Genomic DNA, 25,852 nt, shown 5'->3' on the forward strand with positions numbered 1-25,852 from the left:
GCGTATCAAGATCACGGCAAGATTATTCCGTTCCGGTATCGTCCCTTTCTTTGGCGCTCGACGGCGTCAAATCTTCATTTCACCACTGAACCATCTTTTAATATAAACATCAGTTTTCCCTGCCAAAATTCACCCAGGAAAATGTTTTCCAGTTCAATGCCATGCCGCGCTATCTCGGCGGATAGCCAGGCCTCATCTTTTTCAATTTCGTTTAATTCGTAATGTCTGGGCTTCCCCTCTTTAATTACGATCACTGATGGCATTTCTTTGTCATCACAGACAACGGTCAATTGTCCGTCTGGTTCAATCTGTGCGTAACTGATTTTTTGAAAAGAGTAGATCCCCTTGGTACGAAGTTGCGAGGCGACGTTGATAATGTCGATTTTATTTTTTTTCCTCAGGATATTTTCCATCAGGAAACGCCCTTTTTTGATAATTGGGATTGGGTCGCCAATGCTGAGTGAACGAAAGAAATAAAAATGTTTGCTGATGGCATTGAGCAGAGTAATCAAGCCAACGCCGATAAATAGTACGATAATATATTGATAAAGCGGGATGCTGTCGCTGTAGATAACGCCGCCAATCACGCCACCCAGTACAAAGTTGCCAATAAAATCCACTGGCGTCATTTGTGACAGTTGCGTTTTACCCGAAAAATTTAAATGAGCGATAACAATAATAAATCCGATGATGAATTTTAATAATATATATCCGTAATACTCCATTTTATTCTCCCTTATTAACCCTCTGACCGTTCATGGTATGGGTTTAACTGTTGGATATATTGAATATAGCAACATTAAACGAAAAGCGTGGGCCATCGTCTCGACTGGTCTGAAACATGAGGTGGGAACTCGGTAAGCAAAGCCCCGACATTGCTGTCAGGGCTTGGTTTCAGGGTATGGCGTGAGAGGTTACAGCGCGGCGATGGTCGTCTGTTGTTCCAACAATTTTGCTTTGGCGACGGCATAGCCATCCAGTTTCTCGCGCTCTTTGGCAACAACGGCATCCGGTGCGCGTCCAACGAAACCTGGGTTGGACAGTTTGCTCTCGATACGGCCGATTTCAGCTTCGATTTTGGCGACTTCTTTCGCCAAGCGCGCCAGCTCCGCGGCTTTGTCGATCAGTCCCGCCATGGGAATCAACAGCTCTGCGCCTTCAATCAGTTTAGTCACGGAAACCGGCCCTTTATCACCGGCAGGCAGCAGCGTAATGCTTTCCAGACGCGCCAACGTCTGAATGAAGCTGAGGTTCTCTTCTACCCGGCGTTGTGCTTCGGCGCTGACATTGCGCAGCAACACTTCCAGCGGTTTACCCGGCGCGATATTCATCTCAGCACGAATGTTACGCACGGCGATAATCGCCTGCTTGATCCATTCCAGATCGTTCATCGCCAGCGTATCTTCCTGCGCTGCGTTGAATGCCGGGAAAGGCTGTAACATGATCGTGTCGGCAGTCACCCCCTTCAGCGCTTTCACCCGCTGCCAGATGGTTTCCGTGATGAACGGTATGATCGGATGAGCAAGGCGCAGCAAGGCTTCCAGCACGTTCACCAGCGTATTGCGCGTACCGCGCAGTTCCGCTTCCGTTCCGCCGTTCATTACCGGTTTCGTCAGCTCCAGGTACCAGTCGCAGAACTGGTTCCAGGTGAACTCGTACAGGATGTTGGCGGCAATATCAAAACGGTAACCGTCCAGCGCTTCACGGTAGGCTTTCACCGTGCGGTTGAATTCCGCTAATACCCAGCGATCGGCCAGCGAGAGCACGTTATCGCCGCCATTGAAGCCGCAATCCTGATCTTCGGTATTCATCAGCACGAAACGGCTGGCGTTCCACAGCTTATTGCAGAAGTTACGGTAACCTTCCAGACGCTTCATATCCCAGTTGATATCACGACCGGTGGAAGCCAGCGCCGCCAGTGTGAAGCGTAAGGCATCCGTGCCGTGCGGCTCAATGCCGTTCGGGAATTGTTTTTCGGTGCGTTTGCGGATTTTCTCCGCCAACTGCGGCTGCATCATGTTGCCGGTGCGTTTTTCCAGCAGCGCCTCCAGCGAAATGCCGTCCACCATATCCAATGGATCAATCACATTCCCTTTGGATTTTGACATTTTCTGGCCTTCTTCATCACGGATCAGGCCGGTCATGTACACGGTATGGAACGGCACCTGCGGTTTGCCGTTTTCATCTTTGATGAAATGCATGGTCAGCATGATCATGCGGGCAATCCAGAAGAAAATAATGTCGAAACCGCTGACCATCACACTGCTGGGGTGGAACGCTTTCAACTCCGGCGTCTGTTCCGGCCAGCCCAGTGTGGAGAACGTCCACAGCCCAGACGAGAACCAGGTGTCCAGAACGTCCTCATCCTGATTCAAAACGACATCGTCAGCCAGATTGTTTTCACGGCGAACTTCCGCCTCGTCACGGCCAACGTATACCTTGCCTTGCGCGTCGTACCAGGCAGGAATGCGATGGCCCCACCACAATTGGCGGGAAATGCACCAGTCCTGAATGTCGCGCATCCAACTGAAATACATGTTTTCGTACTGCTTCGGCACGAACTGAATCTCGCCTTGCTCCACGGCTTCGATGGCAACTTTGGCCAGCGGCGCGGTGCGAACGTACCACTGGTCGGTCAGCATCGGTTCAATCACCACGCCGCCGCGATCGCCGTAAGGGACGGTCAGGTCGTGCGCTTTGATTTCTTCCAGCAGGCCGAGTTCATCAAAGGCGGCAACGATGGCTTTACGCGCGGCGAAACGCTCCAGACCGCGTAAGGATCCCGGGATATCGCTGCTGTAGGCGGTGCTGGCCTCGCCATGGGTATCAAAGACTTCGGCTTGCTGACGAATATCGCCTTCAAACGTCAGGATGTTAATCATCGCAAGCTGATGACGTTTGCCCACTTCATAGTCGTTGAAGTCGTGGGCAGGCGTGATTTTCACGCAGCCGGTGCCTTTTTCCATATCGGCATGTTCGTCACCGACAATCTTGATGCGGCGACCCACCAGCGGCAGGATCACCTCTTTACCGATAAGGTTCTGGTAACGCGGATCTTCCGGGTTGACCGCCACGCCGGTATCGCCCAGCATGGTTTCGGGACGGGTGGTGGCGACAACCAGATAATCTTTGCCTTCAGCGGTTTTAACGCCGTCGGCCAGCGGATATCGCAGGTGCCACATCGCGCCTTTAACGTCACGATTTTCCACCTCCAGATCGGAAATCGCGGTGCGCAGTTTCGGGTCCCAGTTCACTAAGCGCTTGCCGCGGTAAATCAGGTCTTCTTTATAGAGACGGACAAACACTTCTTTCACCGCATTGGACAGACCCTCATCCATGGTGAAACGCTCGCGCTCCCAATCAACGGAGTTGCCAAGACGACGCATCTGACGGGTAATGGCGCCGCCAGACTCGGCCTTCCACTGCCAGATTTTGTCGATAAACGCGTCACGACCGTAATCGTGGCGGGTTTTGCCCTCTTCGGCGGCAATCTTGCGCTCCACCACCATCTGGGTGGCGATACCGGCATGGTCGGTGCCCGCCTGCCAGAGCGTGTTTTTACCCTGCATACGCTGATAGCGGATCATCGTATCCATGATGGTTTGCTGGAAAGCATGGCCCATATGCAAGCTGCCGGTGACGTTGGGCGGCGGGATCATGATGCTGAAGCTTTCTTTACTCGTATCGCCGTTCGGCTTGAAATAGCCTTGTTCTTCCCAGCGCTCGTAGAGCGGCTGCTCGATATCTTGCGGGTTATATTTTGTTTCCATTATGCTCAAAATTCAGTGAGTTGGCGGCTTAGCCGTAGTCAATTGAAAGCCGACGCTGCGATAGGCTTTATAGCGGTCGCGCGCCAACTGTTTCAGGGATTCTTCGTAAGGGACAAAGTCTATCACTTCATAGAAAGCGGTGGCAAAATCTGCAAAATGCGGCAACAAGCTGATCAGCAGATCCCGTGGCGCATTCCCCCGTCGTTCCGGCCAGGCCAGTTCGACCGGCGCGCCCTGACGTGGTCCTTCGCCTGCCAGATTGTGCGGAACAAAAGCGTGGGGATCGCGTTGCCATAAAGCTTCGTCCAGCCGCATGGCCTGTTGCTCATTCTCGCAGGCGATCAGCACGCGCTTTCCCGCGCGCCAACGTTCCGCCGCCAGCGTGCACGCCAACGTCTCTAAGGCGCTGAGCTCACCGTGTCTGCTGGCGTGTTCAAGAAGATAGAACGTTGCGTTTTTCATTATTTACACTGTTGATAAAGGCCGGAAAGACCGGCCCATTATGGCTGATTGCGTCAGGCGCGGGTGATGGCGCAGGACAGGCGCCGATCATTCTACGTCGTTCAGTCCGGCGCGGTTGAGCAGGAACTGTGACAGCATGGCCACCGGACGACCTGTCGCGCCTTTGGCCTTGCCTGAGCGCCAAGCGGTTCCGGCGATGTCCAGATGCGCCCAACTGTACTTACGGGTAAAGCGCGCCAGGAAGCAGCCTGCGGTAATGGCGCCGCCGGGACGTCCGCCGATGTTCGCCATATCAGCGAAATTAGATTCCAGTTGTTCCTGGAACTCATCGGTCAACGGCAAACGCCAGGCGCGGTCGCCAGATTGTTCGGAGGCGCTCAGCAATTCATGCGCCAGCGGATTGTGGTTCGCCAGCAGACCCGTAATGTGATGGCCCAGGGCGATTACACAGGCGCCGGTCAGCGTCGCAACGTCAATGACCACGTCCGGCTCGTAACGCTCAACATAGGTCAGCGCGTCACATAGCACCAAACGGCCTTCGGCATCGGTATTAAGTACTTCCACCGTCTGTCCTGACATGGTGGTCAGGATGTCGCCGGGACGATAAGAACGCCCGTCGACCATATTCTCGCAGCCCGCCAGCACGCCGATGATGTTCAGCGGCAGCGCCAGTTCCGCCGCCATGCGCATCACCCCGTAAACGGTGGCGGCGCCGCACATGTCGTATTTCATTTCATCCATGCTGTCGGCAGGTTTGATGGAAACGCCGCCGGTATCGAACGTCAGACCTTTGCCGACCAGCACAATCGGGCGGGTATCGGCAGATGAATCGCCCTTGTACTCGATGACGGACATCAGGGATTCATTCTGCGAGCCCTGACCCACGGCCAGATAAGCGTTCATGCCCAGCTCTTTCATCTGCTGCTCGCCGATGACGCGGGTCGTGATGTTCTGGCTGTAGGTATCCGCCAACTGACGGGCCTGCGAAGCCAGATAAGCGGCATTACAGATATTCGGCGGCATATTGCCGAGATCTTTCGCCGCTTTAATGCCGGCGGCAATCGCCAGACCGTGCTGAATAGCCCGCTCGCCGCTGGTCAGCTCACGGCGCGTCGGCACGTTGAACACCATTTTACGCAACGGGCGACGCAGTTCGACTTTGTTGCTCTTTAGCTGATCGAAGGTATAGAGCGACTCTTTGGCGGTTTCGACGGCCTGACGCACTTTCCAATAAGTATTGCGGCCTTTGACGTGCAACTCGGTCAAAAAGCAGACCGCTTCCATCGAGCCGGTTTCATTCAGCGCGTTGATGGTTTTCTGAATAACCTGTTTGTATTGACGTTCGTCAAGCTCGCGCTCTTTACCACAGCCAATCAGTAAAATACGCTCTGAAAGAATGTTGGGTACATGGTGCAATAGCAATGATTGCCCCACTTTGCCTTCTAATTCGCCGCGGCGAAGCAGCGCACTGATGTAACCGTCGCTGATTTTATCGAGCTGTTCGGCAATCGGGGACAGGCGGCGCGGTTCAAACACGCCGACGACAATGCAGGCACTGCGTTGTTTCTCCGGGCTACCGCTTTTTACGCTGAACTCCATGTACTCTCCTGAATCTTAAAGACAAAGGCGGGATCAACGGATAGACTATAACACTCCGTAATATTTTCCCGCCGTTGCGTTAACATAACCTGTGTTAATCTTAACGACGTAACAAATCTGTTTTGGTGACGATGACCTAAGCAGGTTCTGATACAACAGTGCAAATACGGTATGTTGTAATACAGTTTTAGCTATGAAGGTTGCCACAAATGAGTATAAATGGCGAGTTAGCGAAGAAACTATCGATTTTCCTGCAAAAAGACAAGTTTTCACAGGCGTATTAAGCGTGATCATCATTCGATATCTGGTACGGGAAACCTTTAAGAGCCAACTGGCTATCCTTTTCATTCTGTTACTGATTTTCTTTTGCCAGAAATTAGTGCGGATTCTGGGTGCCACGGTTGATGGTGAAATTCCGACAAACTTGGTCATCTCTCTGTTGGGATTGGGTGTGCCGGAGATGGTGCAGCTTATCCTGCCATTAAGTCTGTTCCTTGGCTTATTGATGTCGCTTGGCCGCCTGTATGCGGAAAGCGAGATCACGGTCATGCACGCCTGCGGACTGGGTAAAAGCGTTTTGCTGAAAGCGGCGCTGATACTGGCGGTGCTGACGGCGGTGATGGCGACCATCAATGTGTTGTGGCTTAGCCCCTGGTCTTCACGGCATCAGGAAGTGGTGTTGGCGGAGGCGAAAGCCAATCCCGGCATGGCGTCATTGGTCGAAGGGCAGTTTCAGTCCGCTCAGGGCGGCAACGCGGTGCTGTTCGTTGGCAATGTAAAAGGTCAGAAGTTCGAACACGTCTTTCTGGCGCAGTTGCGCACGAGCGGCAATGCCCGGCCTTCTGTTGTGGTGGCCGATCGTGGTCATGTCACTCAGAACAGCGAAGGTTCTCAGGTGGTGACGCTGGATAACGGCTCCCGCTATGAAGGAACGGCGCTGTTGCGCGACTTTCGTATTACCGATTTCACCAATTATCAGGCGGTAATTGGTTATCAAACGGTCACGCTGAGCAACAGAGATGTTCAACAGATGGATATGCAAACCTTGTGGCGCTCCAGCGAGAATGACGCGCGGGCCGAGTTCCACTGGCGACTGACGCTGATTGTCTCGGTGCTCATTATGGCGTTCATGGTGGTGCCGCTCAGCGCGGTCAATCCCCGGCAAGGGCGGGTGCTGAGCATGCTGCCCGCCATGCTGCTCTACCTTATTTTCTTCTTGCTGCAAAGCTCGCTGCGATCTAATGCGAGCAAAGGAAAAATCGACCCGATGTTGTGGGTCTGGCTGACCAATCTGGTCTATTTCGGTATCGCGGTGGTTCTCAACCTTTGGGACAGCGTTCCGATGCGCAAAGCGCGTTCCCGCCTAAAAGCGCATTCCTTTAAAACACAAGGAGTGGCCTGATGTATGGTGTATTAGACCGCTATATCGGCAAAACCATTTTCAATACCATCATGACGACGTTATTCATGCTGGTATCGCTATCCGGCATTATCAAATTTGTCGACCAGTTGCGCAGGGTTGGGCAAGGAAATTATTCGGCGTTGGGCGCCGGACTGTATACGTTGCTCAGCGTGCCAAAGGATATCGAAATCTTCTTCCCAATGGCCGCATTACTCGGCGCGTTGCTCGGGTTGGGCACATTGGCGACCCGCAGTGAGCTGGTTGTGATGCAGGCTTCAGGCTTTACCCGCCTACAGATTGCGGGAGCCGTGATGAAAACCGCGATTCCGCTGGTGTTGCTCACCATGGCGATTGGCGAGTGGGTCTCGCCTCAGGGCGAACAGATAGCGCGCAACTACCGCTCGCAGATGATCTCCGGCGGTTCGATGATTTCCGCGCAGGGGGGGCTGTGGGCAAAGGACGGCAATGATTTTATCTATATAGAACGGGTCGCTGGTGACAGCGAACTGTCTGGCGTCAATATTTACCATTTTGACGATAAAAACAAACTGCTGTCTGTACGCTATGCCGCGTCGGCGACCTTCGATAACGGCGTTTGGAAACTCTCGCAGGTTGATGAATCCGACCTGAGCGACGGCAAGCAGATTGGAGGGAGTCAGACGCTGAGCGGGGAATGGAAAACCAATCTGACGCCAGACAAACTGGGCGTGGTGGCGCTGGAGCCCGATTCGCTCTCGATTCGCGGACTGCATGATTACGCCAACTACCTGAAACAGAGTGGGCAGGAAGCGAGCCGTTATCAGCTCAATATGTGGAGCAAGATATTTTCACCGGTATCTGTCGCGGTGATGATGTTGATGGCGGTGTCCTTTATTTTTGGACCGCTGCGCAGCGTATCCGCGGGGACGCGTATCGTAATTGGCATCAGCTTTGGTTTTCTATTCTACCTGCTCAATGAAATTTTCCGGCCGCTGAGCCTGGTATACGGCATTCCTCCTATTATGGGCGCTATCCTGCCAAGTGCGGTATTCCTGGTCATCAGCGTGGTGTTGCTATTAAAGCGTCGCTAGCCTCCCTTGCTCTATTCCTTAATAAAAAGGCGTTGCCGGGAAACCGCGTAACGCCTTTTTACGCTGAGAGTTACGGAAGATCGGCGTTCATAAACCGCTGGTAAAAACGTGCGTTGAGCATTTAAACAACGTTAACACTTTGCCAAAGATGATTTTTTCAGCACTTAACCTGACGCAAGAAGGATTGGAGTTGCGTGTAGGTCGGCAAACGGTATAATGCACCCGTTTTCCGCATACTACTTCAGTGCCGAAGTGGCGAAATCGGTAGACGCAGTTGATTCAAAATCAACCGTAGAAATACGTGCCGGTTCGAGTCCGGCCTTCGGCACCATACAAAGCATTTTTTTAGTCTACTAACGTCTACTTTAGTCCATAAAAACAGTAAGTTAAGCGGGCTTCTAGCTTTTCTTAGTCTGTCCACGTCTACTCAATTCCTTGAACATATACCAACCGATGATGGTATAACTGATGGTATTCCCGGTTCGATTGATTTTGGTACCAACACTGGAGGTATCAACTGATGGCTCTCACCGATATCAAAGTTAGGACTACCAAGCCCTCCGACAAACCCTTCAAACTCACAGATGGGCAGGGTATGTACCTGCTGATCAATCCCAATGGTTCAAAATACTGGCGACTCCAATACCGTTTCGGGGGCAAACAGAAAGTTTTAGCATTGGGTGTTTATCCAATGGTCTCTCTTGGTGAAGCTCGCAGGAAGCGAGATGAAGCCAAAAAGTTGGTATCTGATGGTATTGAAGTGGTCAACTAAAACTGGCCACCGCTTTAGAGTTTTTCCAGTATCGGTTTTCCGATTCGTTTGGTGGTAACCCACCGTTATATTCGTGTGGCCTGAGCGCACTGTAATACCCAACGATATAGTCCGTTATTGCACTGGTAGCATCGTTGAAGCTTGTGTAACCAGTCACCGGCACCCACTCGTTCTTCAGACTTCTAAAGAAGCGTTCCATCGGACTATTATCCCAGCAGTTTCCACGACGACTCATACTCTGCCTGATCCGGTACCGCCACAGTGACTGCCGGAACTGCCTGCTTGTGTAATGGCTGCCCTGATCGCTGTGGAACATCACCCCGGCTGGTTTGCCGCGAACTTCCCACGCCATTTCTAGCGCTTTGATGGTCAGTCTGCTGTCCGGTGAGAACGACATTGCCCAGCCCACCGGTTTCCTCGCGAACAGGTCGAGAACAACGGCGAGGTATGCCCAGCGCTTACCTGTCCAGATATACGTCACGTCGCCGCACCACACCTGATTAGGCTCTGTCACTGCGAACTGACGCTCAAGGTGATTCGGGATAGCGATGTGTTCATGGCCACCGCGTTTATACCGATGGATGGGCTGCTGACAACTGACCAGCCCCAGCTCTTTCATGAGTCTGCCGGCAAGCCAGCGCCCCATCAGGAAGCCTCTGAGCGTTGCCATTGCGGCGATACTCCTTGCCCCGGCTGAGCCATGACTAATGTTGTATAGTTCCTGAACCTGACTGCGTAACTCTGTATGCTTTCTGTCCGGCTTATCAGGACGGCATTTCCAGTATTTATAGCTGCTGCGGTGAACCCCAAATACGTGACAGAGTGTAGCCACGGGATAACGCGCCCTGAGTTTTCCGATTAACGAGAACTGTTCAGGGAGTCTGACATCAAGAGCGCGGTAGCCTTTTTTAATATTTCATTTTCCATTTCAATACGTTGTAGTTTTTTCTTCAACTCACGTATTTCAATTTGCTCCGGGGTAATAGGGGAAGCTTTCGGTGTTTTTCCCTGTCGTTCATCCCGTAATTGTCTGACCCATCGGGTCATTGTTGAAAGGCCAATATCCATGGCTTTTGCTGCTTCAGCAACGGTGTAGCTCTGCTCGACAACCAACTGAGCTGCTTCACGTTTGAACTCTGCACTAAAATTTCTTTTTTTCATTGGAGCACCTGTGTTGTTCTGAGGTGAGCATATCACCTCTGTTCAGGTGGCCAAATTCAGTGTGCCACTTCAGTATGAGTAAGGTGACTATCTTTGCTCTTACCATCTATGTGGGCAGCAATGCGATTTAGTTTTTGCGATATGTCGGTTAAAGCTTTCCAGGCTTCAGTATTAATCGCTGGTATAATAGGAGGCAATTTTTGAAGAAAAGCCATACGAAGCCACTCTCCTTTCGAATGATGCTTCCTTAATGTATTAAGTTTGGTTAATTCAGAGTTGTTAAGACGAACACTAACACAGTGAATTCGTAATTCCTTTGGTAGTAAGTTACACTTTGGGGATGAATGTTTTGCATCCTTAGCAGCTAAAAACTGCGATTGTTCATTTTCCATATAAACTCCTTTTATATGTCATGTTTTTAAAGTAATCAACTAACTTTCTCTATTGTTATAGTGAACTATTATTGTTTGTCAATATTAAGCGTGAGTTAATATTTGTGTGTTACGTATTAAATAAGAATGGGTGATTGATTAAAAATAGGTTGGTTAGTGAATGTGATAAATCCCCAATCATAAAAAATGGAGGTTGAGATGCATGTCTCAACAAGCTGTAAGATTAAGTTTCGTTATTAAAAAGTAAGGGCCAAAAGGCCCATGTAAAATTAGTTCCAATCAAAGTGGAAGATATATCCATTTAGTGTTAGAAACGTTAGTATCAACATTAAGGTTATGATTCCGCCATTACCAAGAGCTTGAATACGGAATAAATTAGTTAATTTAAGGCTTGCAAACCAAAATCCAGACATGTTTTTGTTAGCTAAGGAGTATGATAATTCTCTGAACGCAGAGAAAATTATTAATATTATTGATACACCAATCAAGATACTCGAAGATATCAACGACAAAGAAAGATTTTTACCATATTCATTTAATCCGTTCCAAAAGCCTGAAACTGATACGGCTCGTTTTGATAAGTCTATAATTTCTAGTGGAACATTTATATTCAAATATTCATTTAATAAAAAAACAGAACCTCCAGCTAAGACTAAGAAAATAAATCTGACAAAATCTGTCGTTTCAACCTCTTCCCTAAGAACCAAAGCTATAATCCCTATTATTGAGAATACAGGAGAGAATAAAGCACCTGTTTTTAAAATAGGATAAATTTCTTGATAATGTGTGAAAAACGACCAGATAACAAATCCTATTCCTATCGTTAAAATGACCGCTCCCGCCATAAAAGCACCTGCATCACCATCACTATTAGAATTTTCTTTTGTATAATGATTGTTGATGATTCGATTATTTGTAACCTGAGTATTTTGAACATTATAACTGTAAATAGACCCGTTTTAGTTCCACGCACTTTTTGAGATCCCGGCCAGATGGTGTTGTAATCGGTATTCCTCCGGTGTCAGGTTGCTCAGCGATTCATGTGGACGCTCACAGTTATATTCTGAAAGCCACCGCTCTGTGATTTCTCGTACTTCGTTCAGCGTCCTGAACAGATAGAAATCCAGTATTTCAGTGCGGTATGTCCGGTTAAAGCGTTCAATAAATGCATTCTGAGTCGGTTTACCCGGTTTGATAAATTCCAGCCTCACTGCGTGCATTTCTGCCCACTCAGCCAGAGTCAGTGAAATAAATTCCGGGCCGTTATCCATGCGAAGCATCGCGGGATATCCCCGGTTTGCTGCGATCCTGTCGAGCACTCGAACCACTCGTTGGGCCGGCAGGTTCAGGTCTATTTCGATCGACAAAGCCTCGCGATTAAAATCATCGACGACATTGAATGTGCGAAAGCGACGGCCGCAAATCAGCGCGTCATGCATGAAATCAACAGACCAGCTCTGGTTCAGAGCTTCAGGTGTGGTCAGCGGCGATGGGTTACGTACCGGCAGACGCTGTTTGCCTTTGCGACGAAAATTCAGTTTCAGCAGACAGTAAATACGGTGGATCCGTTTATGGTTCCACTGGTATCCCTGCCGCCGCAGAACCTGAAACAGCTTCGGGAAGCCGTATCGTGGATATCTTTCCGCAGCCGTCTGCAATGCGAAAATAACGGGTTCGTCACGCGTGTTGTCCGGACGGTAATGGAAAACCGTTCTGCTCAGGTTCATGCTCCTGCAGGCCTGACGGATACTCAGTCCGAACGTTGTTATCAGGTGCGTCACCAGCTCACGCTTAAAGGCTGGCTTCAGAGCTTTTTTTCGATAACATCTTTCAATGCCCGATTCTCAAGACTGAGGTCGGCAAACATCTGCTTGAGCCGACGGTTCTCGTCCTCAAGATCCTTTATTTTTTTAATATCAGATGCTTCCATGCCACCGTATTTAGACTTCCAGTTGTAATAAGTGGCTTCAGAGATTCCGGCCTCGCGGCAGACATCTTTCACTGTTCGTCCAGCTTCAACTGACTTAATCACCGTGATGATCTGATGCTCAGTAAAACGGGCTTTACGCATAGCGATCTCCTTCGTTGGCAAAATGAGTATGCCGGAAGATCTCTAAATGTGAATGGCACGATTATGCGGGATACTTACATTCCCTTTAGAAAATTTAGCCGACGCTTAGGCTTATCTTCCGTGTAAGCCACGACCCTTACCAAACTCTCACCATCACGCGCAATCAGGAATAGCTCTCCTGTTTTCACTACATTATCAAGTAGTTTGGAAAGATTCGTTTTTGCCCCGTAGATTTTACATAACATCCTCAACGGGCCAACCGCAAGCATTTTAATCATAGCCCTGTCTGCAATTTTTATTCAAGTTAACCTAACCAGACCAATGTGCGTTATGCGTTATGATTATTCGCTAACCAGAAAGCACCATCAAATGCTTTTATCTAACGTTTTAATCGGACGTACCGGACGGAAATACTGGGTTTATACCTGTTTAGAACACTGAATGAAGTTAGGGGGATCACGGCGCGCTGGCTATATGAATATCACAGCGTGTGTCCCCATGAATCACATGAATAATGTGACGCAGGAAGAATATCCGCTGATGGCTGAAAAAAACCGGAAATCTCAAAAAGCGAAGGGTTCGGTTTGCCGTGATATTTAAAGAGGAAAACGCGTCAGCTCTGGTTTAAAAATATTGGGATTGTAATGATATTGTCATAGTTTTAGTTTTAATCTAATTTGTCGCCGATGATCGTGAACGGCGCACATCTGGCTGAAGCTGGAAACGCACTACGTCTTCTGAAATGCTAAACTCAACTATTTTTACCGACCTGCTTATGAGCGGTGCAATGGAATAAATCATTGAGTTTAGATTCATCTTTACAAATATAACTATCTGTATTAACAATATAAAGGATGTATATCTTCATCTTACTTCAAGTTGCAGGTGCGCTGGCTTTCCTCATAACTCGGTCCTTTCCTGAGTCTCGTTTCTGAGGGGCTTCGCCTTCCTACAATTCAAATTATTTAGAAAACAACTTAATAGAGACTAATTTATATAATTATCAGAATAATTATATAGTTCAGGTAAAATTAAAATGCAGGCGGATGCATCTGGGCTGTTAAGTGCGCATATCGCCTTTTACCGCGTCGTGACCAGCATCGGCACTGTAAATAGTTACCGGACACAGATTGGGTATTATCTATATTTATCAGACCACTAGGGAAATGTTGTGATGATTTTATTCTTTGAGGTTTTTATTTTTCTTTGAGATTCTTTGAGAGGTAGTTATGAGGAATCATGGAATAGATTTGATCAAAATGCTCGCAATTTATTTTGTGATATGTTCACATGTCGCACCTTATTATATGCATATGTACCCTCAAGACTTTGGTATGTATTTTATTAGTGAGTTTGGTATGCTGGGGGTGGTGCTTTTTTTTACCGCCAGTGGATATTTCATTTTAAATAATAATAAGCAAGATCTGTTCGCTTACATGTTTGAAAAAATCAAAAATGTGGCTAAGGTCTTTCTGATATGGGTGATTATATATTATTTGTATGATAAATATGTTGTTTCTGCTTTTACAGATGTAGGAATAGTTGACTTCTCTCGTTATTTGAATGTGATGGGCCATTTCAGCGAAGCAAGCCACTTGTGGTTTCTGCCTTGTATGATCGGTCTTTATCTCCTTGTCCCATTGATACGGCCAGCATTTATTGAAGAAAACCGATCAGCAATAAAAAAGACGCTTATTTTATTTTTATTAGTGTCGAACCTAAGCATTCTGGAAAAGGTATTAAATAGCCTGTTCGGTGTTTCACCATTTATCACACCATCGCTGCTTCTTTCAACTCAAGTAACAGGGCTTTTTAATTTTATTCTCGGTGGTTACTTGGGGTTAATATATTCTGGCAAGCGTGCATCGAGAGAAAAAGTCTTCATGGTTATTATAATTGCTTTTATTGGTTATCTAGCGCTTACCTATTTTCGTCGATATTGGGGGCACAATTTCTATTATATGAAATTTTATATTTTCCCATTGCAGTTAGTCTGTTTTGCATTCTTTTATTCGCTGGCTAATGTAGAGCTTCACAGTGATTTTGTTAAAGACTTTATCGCTAAAATAAGCGATAAAGTCTTCGGTATCTATCTGATTCACAATATTTTTGTTATTGAAATATATCCTGAGGTCATTCATGACAGGATTGCTAAATACTTTACTTTTCTCACGCCCTACGGTTATACCTTGATATATTCTTTCGTGGTGCTTATTGTCGCTTATTTGTTATGTCGCCTTCTTGAAAATATTAAATATGTGGGAAGCATTATTCGTCTATAAATACGAGAAATGCTTGATCCTTTAGATAATTCGAGTGGCGAGAAGGCGGCCGAAATCAGCCGGGTATAAATATTATTTTGATTTTATGGTTTTCGTTTTTGGCATGCAGGCACAGGGTGTGGATAACCCTGTGCCTGACCATAATGATTGAAAGACGATAACTAAACGGATTCTTTTTCGTCGATGTAGCGCTGTGCTTTATAGGCCGGATGCATCAGGTTTTGGATAGAGAAGATGTCGTCCAGTTGCTCTTCGGTGAGCAAACCGCGCTCCAGCACCACGTCACGCACGCTCTTGCCGGTTTCGGCGCAGATTTTCCCCACGATATCGCCGTTATGGTGACCGATGAACGGGTTCAGGTAGGTCACGATACCGATGGAATTGAAGACATACGCCTCGCATACCGCTTTATTGGCGGTAATGCCATTGACGCATTTTTCCAGCAGGTTGTAACACGCGTTCGACAGAATCTGGATGGACTCAAACATGGCTTGCCCAATCACCGGCTCCATGACGTTTAGCTGGAGCTGGCCTGCTTCTGCCGCCATTGTCACGCAGGTGTCATTGCCGATGACCTTGAAGCAGACCTGATTCACCACTTCCGGTACCACCGGGTTAACCTTCGCCGGCATGATGGATGAGCCTGCCTGCAACTCCGGCAGGTTGATTTCGTTCAGGCCGGTACGCGGGCCGGAAGAAAGCAGGCGCAAATCGTTGCAAATCTTGGATAGTTTCACCGCCAGACGTTTAAGGGCGCTGTGTACCATCACGTAGGCGCCGCAGTCGGCGGTGGCTTCGATCAGATCCTCGGCGGGTACGCACGGCAGGCCGCTGACTTGCGCCAGGTACTGTACGGCCAGATGCTGATATTCATCAGGTGTGTTTAGACGCGTCCCGATCGCGGTCGCCCCCAAATTCACTTCCAGCAACAGTTCCGCATTGCGCAGCAGGTTACGGTTTTCTTCTTTTAGCAGGATGTTGAACGCATGGAACTCCTGGCCCAACGTCATAGGAACCGCATCCTGCAACTGGGTGCGGCCCATTTTCAGAATCGATTCAAACTCTTTGGCTTTGCGCTCAAAGCCCTGACCCAACTGAGTGATTGCATCCACCAATTTCAGGATGGCGCTGTACACCGCCAAACGGAAACCAGTCGGATAGGCATCGTTGGTTGACTGGCATTTGTTCAGATGGTCGTTTGGGTTAAGGTATTGATATTCGCCTTTTTGATGCCCCATCAGTTCCAGACCGATGTTCGCCAGTACCTCGTTGGTGTTCATGTTGACCGACGTACCCGCGCCTCCTTGATAGACGTCCACAGGAAACTGGTCCAGACATTTGCCGTTATGCAGCACTTCGTCACAAGCCAGAATAATCGTATCGGCAATTTTACGTGGAATGGTTTGCAGTTCACGGTTAGCCAGCGCCGCCGCTTTTTTCACCATAACCATGGCGCGTACGAATTCTGGAATATCACTGATTGTATGGTCACTGATATAAAAGTTTTCCATAGCACGAAGCGTATGAATGCCGTAATACGCATTAGCGGGAACGTCACGCGCGCCTAACAAATCTTCTTCGATACGAATGTTATTTGACATAATCCTTATTCCTTTCTCATGCTCGGTAGTATCTGACCATATTTAAAAAAAACGGCTCACTGAATGAATGAGGCGATAGGTGACCATCACGATTTTATCCAATCAGGATGGAATAATGAGTTAAGGATGACGCGTTCGCGATCCGCACGCGGTAACGCGTTTATCTCACCGTACCGCTCTTTATTTTGGCGGTGATTCGGCCATAGCTGAAATTTTGCAGGCCCACTATTCCGTGTAATCTGAATTAATGGAAACCAGTTTTGCTACTCCTCGATTAAGATTCTCCAGTTTTGGAATAAATAGGGTTTTGATGATTTCACGCGTTACATCGCTCGCTTCATCGAAAAACGCGCTGTATTCATCACGGTGGCCGACAATATAAAGTGAACGTTTAATATTCAGTTGTTCGGGAATGTGGGTCAAAACTTGCCGGGAATGGGTTTCCGATTGCAGAAAGCTGATGGGACTGGTCATGGCCCAGCCGATCCCCGCCGCGACCATGGAGGTTAACGTATCCGCATTATCAAACTCGAGCATATTCGGGACGCGGATATCTATCCTGCGCAGGTAGCGTTCGATCTGCATGCCAATCTGCGAGTTGCGATTGAACCTTACCAACGGTAACGCGGCGGACAGCTCGCGAATATCGTCGACCGTCCTGATGCATTTGCGATATTCCGGCGGCGTGATGATGAAATAGCCTTCGGAAAACAGGCGGTAACGCACCACACTATCCGTATCCATCAACGGATCGCTGGTCACGATCAGATCCAGTTCACGCCGCATCAGCGCTTCGCCTTGCTGTGGGCTTAACCCCGTGCGGATCAACAACTGCGATGAACTTTTCAACAGGCGCTTGGTGAACACTGAACCACAGGTAATGGCGAAGGAGTCAACCAGACCGATCCGCAGGTCGGGCTTGATGCCTTTTCCCGCCTCCAGCACTTGCGCTTTGAGGTTCGCGATCTCCTCGGTCAGCACGTCCCCGCGGTTTTTTAAGGCGATGCCATAGGGCGTCAGCACAAAAGGGCGTCTTGCCCGATTAACCAGCACGACGCCGAAATCGTCCTCCAATAACCTGATCGTTTGTGAGACAGCGGATGGCGTCAGGCCCAGCCGCGCCGCGGCTGCGGTCATGCTTCCTGCCTCCGCCATCGTCACGAAGACGTGGACGGCATACATATCAATTAATTTATTGGCTGACATTGTTCGTTTAACCATAGGGTGTTGCCTGCGTTGCAAGGATGCCGGGTTATTGAGCACTCAAATAGGCGGACAGTTTAACCCATAATGCCTTGTCGGCAGGCGCGGTAACTGACGCCAGCTTAGTGAGTCAATCTCAGAAAAAATATAGGGCGTGACACTGATTAATGTTTTCTTATAACTAGCTGTAGCTAAGCTGAAATTAGCCGGGGAATAGGGCGCTCTTTGACTGTTCACCGATGACCATCAGCACCGTTATTCGCATCGGCAGCCTAATCCCGAACCCGATACCTAAGCGAGTCATTCATGACAAGCCAATCAGAGCCACTGCACTACGGAGGGGCAAATGCGGCGGTTATACGCACTATAAATGCTCGCCTTTCTCATCAGCCCGATAAAATCGTTATGAATTCAAAGCAGTAAAAATTGGCATAACTTCTGCTATCTCTCCAGGCTTGTATACAAGTTTGAATTCACTTTTTTTAGTTGCTGTACAACTTTCGGTTTTTTATTTGGTGTGGCCGCCGGGCGCACCCTCTGGAGGATTAACGATGAAACGCGTCACTCATAAAGCCATATCCGCTCCCGCCAATCCCCACCGCCGGCGCTTGATCAGATTATCCGCGCTGGCATTTGGGGCGGTCGTCGCTGGCGACATGTTGGGGCTTTCCCCGGCGCAGGCGGCTGAGGATGATGAGATCCGCATCGGCTACTGGCCTATCGTCGGCGGGTTGCCGCTGTATGTCGCCGTTGAGCGCGGCTTTTTCAAGGCGGCGGGACTGAACGTGCGGGCGGTGAAGTTCGCCAGCCCGCAGCAGATTGTTGAAGGCATGATCACTAACCGGATTCATGGCTGCGCCAATGGCACTGCGACGGGCGCGCTGGGGCTGGGGGCGCAAACCATGCCTGAACTGTTCAAATTTATTTGTACCAATCCGTCCAATCATAAATGGGTACTGGACGAGTTTTTGGTGCCGCTGAATAGCCCGGTAAAAAGCATTGCTGAGCTACAGGGCAAACGTATCGCCACCGGTCCCGGCATCCAGAATGTGACGCTGGCTAAAATCATTCTGGAGAAAAACGGCTTTACCGATCCCCAGGTGATTGAACTGCCTGTGGGACAACATGTTCCTTCCCTCGCCGCCGGACAGATTGACGGCGTCTATACGCTGGAGCCGACCGGCACCGTCGGCAGGATGAAAAATCTGACGCGTACGCTGGAAACCGGCGTGATTTCAAAATATGTGCTCGACGATGCAGACGCCCCCTGGTTTGGCGGCGCGGCGGCGCTGACCAGCAGCTTTATCGGCGCCAATCAAGATAAAGCCAAGCGTTTTATCGACGCCTATGCCCGCGCCGTCGAATTTATTCAAAACCAGCCGGATGCCGCGCGGGAAAATATCGGCAATTTTACCGGTATCGACAGCGCACTGTTGAAAGAGGTGCCGCTGCCGAACTTTGTAATGCACAACACTATGAGCGCTCAGGATATCGGTTACTTCCAGAAGTACTACGATATTTTTACCGAGCGTAAGATTTTCCGTGACCGCATTTCCGTCGCGGCGCTGATGTATTCAGCTTAACCCCCAGGAGACACTATGAGCCGTAAGCTGTTGCCTTTTCTTGGCCCCATTCTGCTGTTTCTGCTATGGCAACTTGCCGTCAGCGCGAAATGGTTGAATCCGGTGTTGCTTCCTTCACCGACGGAGACGCTGAGTTATCTGTTCCACGCCTTTGGCGACGCGGGGATGCGACAGGATATCGCCTCGACGCTTTACCGTACCCTGATGGCGTTTGCCTTTGCCGCGGCGATCGGCGTACCGCTCGGCATCATTCTCGGCAGTAGCGAGACGGTGTATCGCAGCGTGGAGTTTCTGATTGATTTTTTCCGCTCAACGCCTTCTTCCGCGCTTATACCGTTATTTTTGCTGATTTTCGGTATTACCGACGCGAATAAAATCGCCATTGCCGCCTTTGCCGCGGTACTGGTGATCCTGTTTAACAGCGCCTATGGCGTGATGAACGCCAAGAAGACGCGGGTAATGGCCGCACAGGTGATGGGCGTTTCCCGCTGGCATATTTTTAAGGACATCATGTTGATGGAAAGCCTGGCGCAAACGTTCGTCGGCCTGCGCACCGGCGTGTCAATGGCGCTGGTGATTGTGATCGTCGCGGAAATGTTTATCGGTTCGGAAAACGGGCTGGGTCACCGCATTATCGACGCCCAGCAAATTTTTAATATCCGGGATATGTATGCCTCGATCCTGATTACCGGCGCGTTGGGTTATCTTTTGAACCTGCTTTTTTTACTGATCGAGAAGAGAATTGTTCACTGGAGCGGCAAAGCATGACGACATCTAACGTATTACAGCCCGACTACCGCGGGCCGCAGTTGGAGCAGTATCCGCCGGCGGATACGCACGTTACCCTGCGCGGGCTTTATAAGTCGTTTGCCGGGCAGCCACTCTACAGCAACCTGAATCTGGATTTGCCCCGCGGTAAAATTGTTTCGATATTCGGTCCTAACGGCTGCGGTAAATCGACGCTGATGAATATGATCGCCGGGCTGATACCGTTGGATAAAGGTGAAATCCTGTTTGACGGTAAACTGCTGTCGGAAACCACCATTGGTTATGTGTTTCAGAACTACCGCGACGCACTGTTTCCGTGGATGAGCGCGTACGAGAATATCGCTTATCCTCTGGTACGCCGCGGGATGAAGAAAGCGGAGGTGAAACAGCGGGTAGAAGAACTGATCGCCATGTTCGAGATCCGCTTCGATCTACAGCGTTACCCTTACGAGCTTTCCGGCGGCCAGCAGCAGACCGTGTGCATTATGCGCGCGCTGGGGCCGAAGCCGGAAGTGATGTTCCTTGATGAGCCTTTTTCGGCGCTGGATTTTGAGATGACGCTGTTTATCCGCGATAAGTTGCAGGAAGTGCAGCTTGCCACCGGGGTAAGCATGCTGATTGTCTCACACGATTTGGAGGACGCGGTATTTCTGGCGGACGAGATCCTGCTACTGACCCGGCGGCCGACGCAGGTCGCTGAGGTGGTTCCCTTCAATCTGCCGCGGCCGCGCGGTGCCGAGGCGATGAGCGACCCTGAGTTTATCCGGGTCAAAGCCCATACGCTGGCGGTATTCAAACGCGAAATGGCGTCGTAAACCCGGCTCCTTCCTCCCTGTGGCCGGGGAGGATGGGGGGAACCCGTCGGTTTTGTCATCAAACTCAAGCATATCGCGTTAGCCGTGCGTCGCCGTCGAGCGCCTGGCCTGCTGCAACATATGCAGGGTGATTTTTCTCACCTCGGCCTTACTTTCGGCAATATGCGCGGTCAAAATACGTTGCGCCTCCTCCGTCTGCTGTTGTAATACCAGCAGCAATATGCGGGCGTGTTCGTTATAGGTCGCATCAATACGATCCTCGCGGGTGAAATCGAGGCGGCGAATGATGCGGATCTTCTCCGTCAGTTCGGTATGAACGCGTTCTATTTCACGATTTCCGGCTGCTGCCACCATTTTCATATGAAAGGCTTCGTCATAGCGGGAGACGATTTTTCCGTCTGCCAGACGCGGATCATCAATCCAGAATTGCTTCAATTCGGTCAGCAGGGCGCTGCTGCGTTCGACGGGCAGGCTGCACAGGCGGCGGACGGCTTCCCGCTCCAGCACGGTGCGAAAATCGTAAAGCTCTTCAAAATATTCAAAATCGAACGGCCTGACCTGCCAGCCACTGCGGAAGTAAACTTCGACATAGCCTTCCCGCTCCAGCCAGAACAGTGCCTGACGCACCGGTGTACGGCTGACGCTCATGCGTTCGGCAATCTCGCTCTCGCTGAAACGATCGCCTGGCATCAGGCGAAAATCAAAGATGTCGTTTTTAAGCGTTTGATAGACGCGCTCGGCCAGCGCTTCAGGGCGATCTTTGCGCTTGCTTTTTTTCTGAGAACCTTCCTGCATGTTATCTCTCCTGTTCCAACCGTAGCAGCGTATCGCCGGACGATCCGGCAGGCGGCGAATATGCCTCATCCGACACAATGACTCGTCTATCCGCCGCCAACGACTTCCACATGATGTGCGCGATCGCGGCAACGTTCAAGAAGTCCGCGCTGTGATTGATACGGCGGCCGGTGTCAGCCGCAGTGCGTTTATTGGCGGGCAAGCCAGTTGCGCCAGCCGCCAAATTCAGTGATATCCGTGGCGTCCCGCAACGCAAGGGGTTCACAGATAAAACCTTTCACCCATCGGCCATCGCACAGTTCTAATGTACCGATCCCCAGCGGCGTGGGAATTTCAGCGACAAATTCGCCAAAACGCGCCAGTGGGATATCCCATAGCTCGACGGTAATGGCGGCGCCATTATCGCTTTTCGCCAGACCGGGTTTCGCCGGATGGGTGTTGGACAGAGCATAAAGGCGATAGCAGGCGGCGGTTTTTGTTTCTTCAACCCAGACCGCATCGCGGCTGGTTAACTGATGGTTGAGCGGCATGCCCGTTAGATGTGCGCCCACTACCGCCAGACGAACGTGCAGCGATGAAGCGGGCAGCGGCTGTTGCTGTGATAGCGGCGACTTGCCGGTCGCGCCCAAGCTGAGCGCCTGCCGCGCCTGCCAGCGCTGTCCGAAGGTCGCCAGCGCCCGGTCATGCCAGGCGGGCGCAATCAGCGTGATCCCGGCAGGCAAACCGTCATCGCGAAACGGGCCGGGCAACGCCAGTGCCGACAGATCCGCCAGATTGGTGAAGTTGGTGTAAGTCCCGAGCCGTGAGTTATAGCGAATCGGCTCCTGTTTAATTTCTTCAAGGGTGTGAATGGTTGGTGAAGTCGGCACCACCAGCGCATCAAACTGGCTGAGTGTCTGCTGAATCCGGCGGGTTAATTCCGCGCGCAGATACTCTGCCTTGAAAGTATCGACCGCGCTATAGCGCTCACCGCTGGCGATAATGCGGTAGACCACCTGATCCATGCGTTCCGGCGATTGCAGCATGTCACCGATGGCCGCTGTACGCTCGGCAACCCAGGGGCCGGAATAGAGCTGTTCGGCAAGCTGTTGGAAGACGCTGAAATCAATCGGGCGCAGCGTCGCCCCTTCCGCTTCCAGCGCGTCGAGGGCTTTTAGCCATGCCTGCTGCGCCAGCCTGTCGCCAAAAAAAGTGGGCTGGGCGGGAACGGCAAAGCATGGGGATTGCGGTAATGCCGCGGGCGCCAGACCCGGATTAATGCGCGAATAGGCATCCGTGGCGTCGTATCCGCCCGCGAGACAGGCAACGGTGAACGCGTCTTCCACGGTTAAGGCAAAGATGGAAATCGTGTCATTCAGACGGCACGCGGGCACCACGCCACCGGTAGACAGCCATCCTTTGGTTGGCTTCAGACCCACGATGTTGTTAAAGCCAGCCGGCACGCGGCCAGAACCCGCGGTATCCGTGCCGAGCGAGAAACCGACCAGACCGCGGGCGAGCACGGAGGCGGAGCCTGAGCTTGAGCCGCCGCTGACATAGTCGGCATTGAAGGTATTGGGAACCACACCGAATGGCGAGCGCGTGCCGACCAGCCCCGTGGCGTACTGATCGAGGTTGGTTTTGCCGATGACCACCGCGCCTGCCGCTTTCAGCTTTGCTACCGCGGTGGCATCGTTTTCCGCCACATAGGTTAACGCCGGACAGGCGGCGCTGGTGGGCCAGCCCGCCACATCGATATTGTCTTTTACCGCAAAAGGCACGCCAAATAACGGCAATGTTTCAAGGGGGGCGTCATGTTTTGTCCGCAACGCCTCGACCTGTTCGCGTAACTGTGCGGGCGTCGCCAGATAAATCCAGGCCGGATCGTTTGTAGACAAACTGGCGCGCAGATTTTCCAATATTTCGCCGATCGTATCAGCATGCAACCGAGCGTGTTGCTGCCATTCCTGAACAGTAAAGCCTGCCACTGATAACATGAGTTGAATCCTATTTTGTATACAAGATTGAACTCCATAAAGCGAAGAGCATGCCATTTTTTAATTTATTGTTTTTAATGGCTTTTCAATCTATTACCTGCATGAAGGTGCACGACGAGCGGGCAGTGCTGCGCCAATATGGGGCAGTTACCCCACGCGGAGCCGGGTGGGATGCGAAGCGGGCATGATGACAGGCGTAGGATAAAAAGCGTGCCAGCGTCTCTGGGTTTGCTGGATCATCTTCCCTGCCTGAGCTAACGTCTTGGCTGTTTGTAGTGAGAATAGCCAGAGGTGAGATGTCACATTATCCAATTTTCGGGGTTCGCCCGCTGTGTCTGGCAGCCCTATTGGCGTTGGCTGGCTGCGCCAGTGAAACTTCGCAGACGCCGGAACCGCGTCCGGCGGATGTCCGTGCGCAACTGTTGAAGCTATTGCCCGCCAATGTCAGCGATCGTCAGGGATGGGCGACGGACATTGCCGCTGCCTTTACCGCGCAGGGCATCGATCCCAGCAACGAAAACCTGTGTTCGGTGTTGGCGGTGACGGAGCAGGAATCCACGTTTAAAGCCGATCCCCAGGTGGCGGGCTTGTCAAAAATTGCCTGGCAGGAGATTGAACGCCGGGCAGAAAAGGTACATGTCCCGGCTTTTCTGGTGCGCACCGCGCTGCTGATTAAATCTCCTAACGGTAAGCGTTATAGCGAGCGACTGGACAAGGTGCGTACCGAGAAAGCGCTGAGCGCGATCTTTGATGATTTCATCAATATGGCCCCAATGGGTCAAAGGCTGTTTGGCCGTCTGAATCCCGTGCATACCGGCGGGCCGATGCAGGTGAGCATTGCGTTCGCCGAGGCCAACGCCAAAGGCTATCCGTACAGCGTTGACGGCACCATCCGGCGTGAAGTGTTCAGCCGACGCGGGGGAATGTACTTCGGGATTATGCATTTGCTTGGCTATCGTGCGAATTACACGCAGTCCCTCTACCGTTTTGCGGACTTTAACGCTGGCTGGTACGCCAGCCGTAATGCGGCGTTCCAGCGTGCCGTCAGTCGGTTGAGCGGCATTTCGCTGGCGCTGGATGGCGATTTGATCAATTACGCTTCTGATAAGCCGGGTTCGACCGAACTGGCGGTGCGTTCGCTGGGTAAGCCTCTGAATATAAGCAATGCGGCGATCCGGCGCGCGCTGGAAAAAGGAGACAGTCTGGATTTTGAAGAAACCGCGCTGTACGAACGGGTTTATGCGTTGGCTGATCAATCGACGGGCGGTAAAGCGCCGCGCGAAATTTTGCCGGGTATTGCCCTGGAAAGCCCGAAGATCACCCGTAAATTAACCACGGCGTGGTTTGCCAAGCGGGTTGACGAGCGTCGCAAGCGGTGCATGGCCAGCGCGCAATAGTCGGGGTAAGGGGTCAGTGACCGGCGTTGTGGATGGTCTGGCCTATGGTCGTGTGGCCAACCTAATTGCAAAACAGATTGGTTTTTGACAGATACACGCAAGGAATCCGCCCTGGAGAAATGCGTCATTCGCCAAGGTGTACTCACATGTGACGCATTTTGTTTACTGGAAAAAGAGTTAAAACGTGATCCTGTAATTACAACGGGAATATGGTCCGACAATGGAACTCGGATAGCGGCGCGGAACGCCATATGCAGACGTGTTGATAAACGGAACCTTTCACCGCTCAACGCTACTCACCATAAAAAGCGACTAGCAAGGAATGGTCAATCATGGCCTTGAATCTCACGTCCCGCCAACTTTTTGACGAACTCAGCCAAAGCGGACACGGCGGCACGGGGGTACACGCCGTTCAATCGCATGACGGCATCACCCTTACGCTTTATGTGAATGGTTCGACCGTTACGTTTCTGGCCGAGATCCTGCCGTTGCGAAATGACCCGGAGGACGACAAGCTGCTGCGCAAAATGCTGGCTTATGCTTTCCCCGGTCTGAGGTTGCGAGGCGGCGCTTTGACGATCAATTCCGAAGAAAATAATCTGGTTTTTTCCTACGAACAGAACCTGACCATGCTGACCAAAACGCGGTTTGAAAGCCTGCTGGCCAATTTCGCAGAGACGGCAACGGAACTCTGCCTGGCGGCGCAACGGCTGAGATTGGGCTAAAGGGCGAC

General features: G+C 50.8%; 20 protein-coding genes, 1 tRNA gene and 3 pseudogenes. 11 read left to right on the forward strand and 13 right to left on the reverse strand.

The genetic code is table 11. The features are described 5' to 3' along the window. Window positions 1-74: 74 nt before the first annotated feature. The 4 genes from EH207_RS01495 to pepA all read right to left on the reverse strand — a co-directional run bounded on the left by EH207_RS01495 (window position 75) and on the right by pepA (window position 5,831). Window positions 75-725, reverse strand: a complete 651-nt coding sequence (locus EH207_RS01495; RefSeq protein ID WP_137712435.1) for a DUF421 domain-containing protein — start codon at window positions 723-725, stop codon at window positions 75-77. A gap of 189 nt (window positions 726-914) precedes the next feature. Continuing rightward, window positions 915-3,770, reverse strand: coding sequence for a valine--tRNA ligase (locus tag EH207_RS01500; RefSeq protein ID WP_137712436.1), 2,856 nt, complete (start codon window positions 3,768-3,770; stop codon window positions 915-917). A 12-nt stretch (window positions 3,771-3,782) separates the two neighbouring features. Further along, window positions 3,783-4,232 carry a DNA polymerase III subunit chi gene (locus EH207_RS01505; RefSeq protein ID WP_137712437.1) on the reverse strand — a complete coding sequence of 150 codons (450 nt, stop codon included), beginning with the start codon at window positions 4,230-4,232 and terminating at the stop codon, window positions 3,783-3,785. 87 nt (window positions 4,233-4,319) lie between these two features. Beyond that, entirely contained in the window at window positions 4,320-5,831 is a 1,512-nt protein-coding gene (pepA, locus tag EH207_RS01510; RefSeq protein ID WP_137712438.1) for a leucyl aminopeptidase, read from the reverse strand. A 286-nt stretch (window positions 5,832-6,117) separates the two neighbouring features. Between pepA and lptF the strand changes: the two genes are divergently transcribed. From lptF to EH207_RS01530, 4 genes and pseudogenes are all read left to right on the forward strand, one after another. Continuing rightward, window positions 6,118-7,233 carry an LPS export ABC transporter permease LptF gene (gene lptF, locus EH207_RS01515; protein WP_137712439.1) on the forward strand — a complete coding sequence of 372 codons (1,116 nt, stop codon included), beginning with the start codon at window positions 6,118-6,120 and terminating at the stop codon, window positions 7,231-7,233. Beyond that, window positions 7,233-8,303 carry an LPS export ABC transporter permease LptG gene (gene lptG, locus EH207_RS01520; RefSeq protein WP_137712440.1) on the forward strand — a complete coding sequence of 357 codons (1,071 nt, stop codon included), beginning with the start codon at window positions 7,233-7,235 and terminating at the stop codon, window positions 8,301-8,303. Before lptF ends, lptG begins: the two co-directional genes overlap by 1 nt. Before the next feature lie 246 nt (window positions 8,304-8,549). Further along, window positions 8,550-8,634: transfer RNA gene (locus EH207_RS01525), tRNA-Leu, on the forward strand. A gap of 189 nt (window positions 8,635-8,823) precedes the next feature. Further along, window positions 8,824-9,063: pseudogene (locus tag EH207_RS01530) on the forward strand (Arm DNA-binding domain-containing protein); the annotation flags it as partial. Window positions 9,064-9,067: 4 nt separating this feature from the next. Here the strand turns inward: EH207_RS01530 and EH207_RS01535 are convergent. From EH207_RS01535 to EH207_RS01550, 4 genes and pseudogenes are all read right to left on the reverse strand, one after another. Next, window positions 9,068-10,236 (reverse strand): IS3 family transposase gene (locus EH207_RS01535; protein ID WP_137712441.1). Its coding sequence is split into 2 segments (ribosomal slippage): window positions 9,068-9,987 and window positions 9,987-10,236, totalling 1,170 coding nucleotides; the frame shifts between segments, so codons are not numbered across the junction. Window positions 10,237-10,301: 65 nt separating this feature from the next. After that, a pseudogene (locus EH207_RS01540) lies at window positions 10,302-10,628 on the reverse strand (hypothetical protein); the annotation flags it as partial. Window positions 10,629-10,897: 269 nt separating this feature from the next. Further along, window positions 10,898-11,473, reverse strand: coding sequence for a DUF2157 domain-containing protein (locus EH207_RS18055; RefSeq protein ID WP_246048920.1), 576 nt, complete (start codon window positions 11,471-11,473; stop codon window positions 10,898-10,900). 114 nt (window positions 11,474-11,587) lie between these two features. Beyond that, a protein-coding gene (locus tag EH207_RS01550) for an IS3 family transposase (RefSeq protein ID WP_137712232.1) occupies window positions 11,588-12,699 on the reverse strand; the annotation gives its coding sequence in 2 pieces (ribosomal slippage) (window positions 11,588-12,438 and window positions 12,438-12,699; 1,113 coding nt in all). A gap of 383 nt (window positions 12,700-13,082) precedes the next feature. Between EH207_RS01550 and EH207_RS01560 the strand changes: the two are divergent. Together EH207_RS01560 and EH207_RS01565 are read left to right on the forward strand one after the other, a co-directional pair. After that, window positions 13,083-13,292, forward strand: a pseudogene (locus EH207_RS01560) (integrase core domain-containing protein); the annotation flags it as partial. Window positions 13,293-13,958: 666 nt separating this feature from the next. Next, window positions 13,959-14,981: an acyltransferase gene (locus EH207_RS01565; protein WP_175413615.1), complete on the forward strand. Its 1,023-nt coding sequence runs from the start codon at window positions 13,959-13,961 to the stop codon at window positions 14,979-14,981. A 161-nt stretch (window positions 14,982-15,142) separates the two neighbouring features. Here the strand turns inward: EH207_RS01565 and aspA are convergent, their stop codons facing one another. Together aspA and EH207_RS01575 are read right to left on the reverse strand one after the other, a co-directional pair. After that, a complete protein-coding gene (gene aspA / locus EH207_RS01570) occupies window positions 15,143-16,582 on the reverse strand; it encodes an aspartate ammonia-lyase (protein ID WP_137712444.1) in 1,440 nt (479 codons plus the stop codon). A 225-nt stretch (window positions 16,583-16,807) separates the two neighbouring features. Beyond that, a complete protein-coding gene (locus EH207_RS01575) occupies window positions 16,808-17,803 on the reverse strand; it encodes a LysR family transcriptional regulator (protein ID WP_137712445.1) in 996 nt (331 codons plus the stop codon). Between the two features lie 533 nt (window positions 17,804-18,336). Here EH207_RS01575 and EH207_RS01580 point away from each other — a divergent pair. The 3 genes from EH207_RS01580 to EH207_RS01590 are packed head-to-tail and all read left to right on the forward strand — an operon-like array spanning window position 18,337 to window position 20,951. Continuing rightward, entirely contained in the window at window positions 18,337-19,368 is a 1,032-nt protein-coding gene (locus tag EH207_RS01580; RefSeq protein ID WP_137712446.1) for an ABC transporter substrate-binding protein, read from the forward strand. 15 nt (window positions 19,369-19,383) lie between these two features. After that, the gene (locus tag EH207_RS01585) at window positions 19,384-20,136 is read left to right on the forward strand and encodes an ABC transporter permease (RefSeq protein WP_137712447.1); all 753 of its coding nucleotides are present in this window, start codon (window positions 19,384-19,386) and stop codon (window positions 20,134-20,136) included. Next, window positions 20,133-20,951 (forward strand): ABC transporter ATP-binding protein, encoded by an 819-nt coding sequence (locus EH207_RS01590; RefSeq protein ID WP_137712448.1) that lies wholly within the window; start codon window positions 20,133-20,135, stop codon window positions 20,949-20,951. The genes EH207_RS01585 and EH207_RS01590 overlap by 4 nt, the downstream gene beginning before the upstream one ends. A 78-nt stretch (window positions 20,952-21,029) precedes the next feature. On the opposite strand, the gene EH207_RS01595 is transcribed toward EH207_RS01590, so the two are convergent. The 3 genes from EH207_RS01595 to atzF are packed head-to-tail and all read right to left on the reverse strand — an operon-like array spanning window position 21,030 to window position 23,722. Beyond that, window positions 21,030-21,746, reverse strand: coding sequence for a GntR family transcriptional regulator (locus EH207_RS01595; RefSeq protein ID WP_137712449.1), 717 nt, complete (start codon window positions 21,744-21,746; stop codon window positions 21,030-21,032). Between the two features lies 1 nt (window position 21,747). Beyond that, window positions 21,748-21,948, reverse strand: a complete 201-nt coding sequence (locus EH207_RS01600) for a hypothetical protein (protein ID WP_175413616.1) — start codon at window positions 21,946-21,948, stop codon at window positions 21,748-21,750. Further along, complete coding sequence (gene atzF, locus EH207_RS01605) at window positions 21,935-23,722, reverse strand: allophanate hydrolase (RefSeq protein WP_137712451.1); 1,788 nt, start codon at window positions 23,720-23,722, stop codon at window positions 21,935-21,937. The genes EH207_RS01600 and atzF overlap by 14 nt, the downstream gene beginning before the upstream one ends. Before the next feature lie 296 nt (window positions 23,723-24,018). Between atzF and EH207_RS01610 the strand changes: the two genes are divergently transcribed. Both EH207_RS01610 and EH207_RS01615 read left to right on the forward strand, forming a co-directional pair. Next, the gene (locus tag EH207_RS01610; RefSeq protein WP_137712452.1) at window positions 24,019-25,119 is read left to right on the forward strand and encodes a DUF1615 domain-containing protein; all 1,101 of its coding nucleotides are present in this window, start codon (window positions 24,019-24,021) and stop codon (window positions 25,117-25,119) included. 332 nt (window positions 25,120-25,451) lie between these two features. Continuing rightward, window positions 25,452-25,844, forward strand: a complete 393-nt coding sequence (locus tag EH207_RS01615) for a CesT family type III secretion system chaperone (RefSeq protein WP_137712453.1) — start codon at window positions 25,452-25,454, stop codon at window positions 25,842-25,844. Window positions 25,845-25,852: the final 8 nt, after the last annotated feature.

Origin of the sequence: Brenneria rubrifaciens (assembly GCF_005484945.1) — a bacterium.
Classification (GTDB): Bacteria; Pseudomonadota; Gammaproteobacteria; order Enterobacterales; family Enterobacteriaceae; genus Brenneria; species Brenneria rubrifaciens.

Coding starts and splice junctions, on each gene's coding strand:
- EH207_RS01495 (WP_137712435.1), bottom strand. CDS start 725: ATGGAGTATTACGGATATATATTATTAAAATTCATCATCGGATTTATT.
- EH207_RS01500 (WP_137712436.1), bottom strand. CDS start 3,770: ATGGAAACAAAATATAACCCGCAAGATATCGAGCAGCCGCTCTACGAG.
- EH207_RS01505 (WP_137712437.1), bottom strand. CDS start 4,232: ATGAAAAACGCAACGTTCTATCTTCTTGAACACGCCAGCAGACACGGT.
- pepA (WP_137712438.1), bottom strand. CDS start 5,831: ATGGAGTTCAGCGTAAAAAGCGGTAGCCCGGAGAAACAACGCAGTGCC.
- lptG (WP_137712440.1), top strand. CDS start 7,233: ATGTATGGTGTATTAGACCGCTATATCGGCAAAACCATTTTCAATACC.
- EH207_RS18055 (WP_246048920.1), bottom strand. CDS start 11,473: ATGGCGGGAGCGGTCATTTTAACGATAGGAATAGGATTTGTTATCTGG.
- EH207_RS01565 (WP_175413615.1), top strand. CDS start 13,959: ATGCTCGCAATTTATTTTGTGATATGTTCACATGTCGCACCTTATTAT.
- aspA (WP_137712444.1), bottom strand. CDS start 16,582: ATGTCAAATAACATTCGTATCGAAGAAGATTTGTTAGGCGCGCGTGAC.
- EH207_RS01575 (WP_137712445.1), bottom strand. CDS start 17,803: ATGGTTAAACGAACAATGTCAGCCAATAAATTAATTGATATGTATGCC.
- EH207_RS01580 (WP_137712446.1), top strand. CDS start 18,337: ATGAAACGCGTCACTCATAAAGCCATATCCGCTCCCGCCAATCCCCAC.
- EH207_RS01585 (WP_137712447.1), top strand. CDS start 19,384: ATGAGCCGTAAGCTGTTGCCTTTTCTTGGCCCCATTCTGCTGTTTCTG.
- EH207_RS01590 (WP_137712448.1), top strand. CDS start 20,133: ATGACGACATCTAACGTATTACAGCCCGACTACCGCGGGCCGCAGTTG.
- EH207_RS01595 (WP_137712449.1), bottom strand. CDS start 21,746: ATGCAGGAAGGTTCTCAGAAAAAAAGCAAGCGCAAAGATCGCCCTGAA.
- atzF (WP_137712451.1), bottom strand. CDS start 23,722: ATGTTATCAGTGGCAGGCTTTACTGTTCAGGAATGGCAGCAACACGCT.
- EH207_RS01610 (WP_137712452.1), top strand. CDS start 24,019: ATGTCACATTATCCAATTTTCGGGGTTCGCCCGCTGTGTCTGGCAGCC.
- EH207_RS01615 (WP_137712453.1), top strand. CDS start 25,452: ATGGCCTTGAATCTCACGTCCCGCCAACTTTTTGACGAACTCAGCCAA.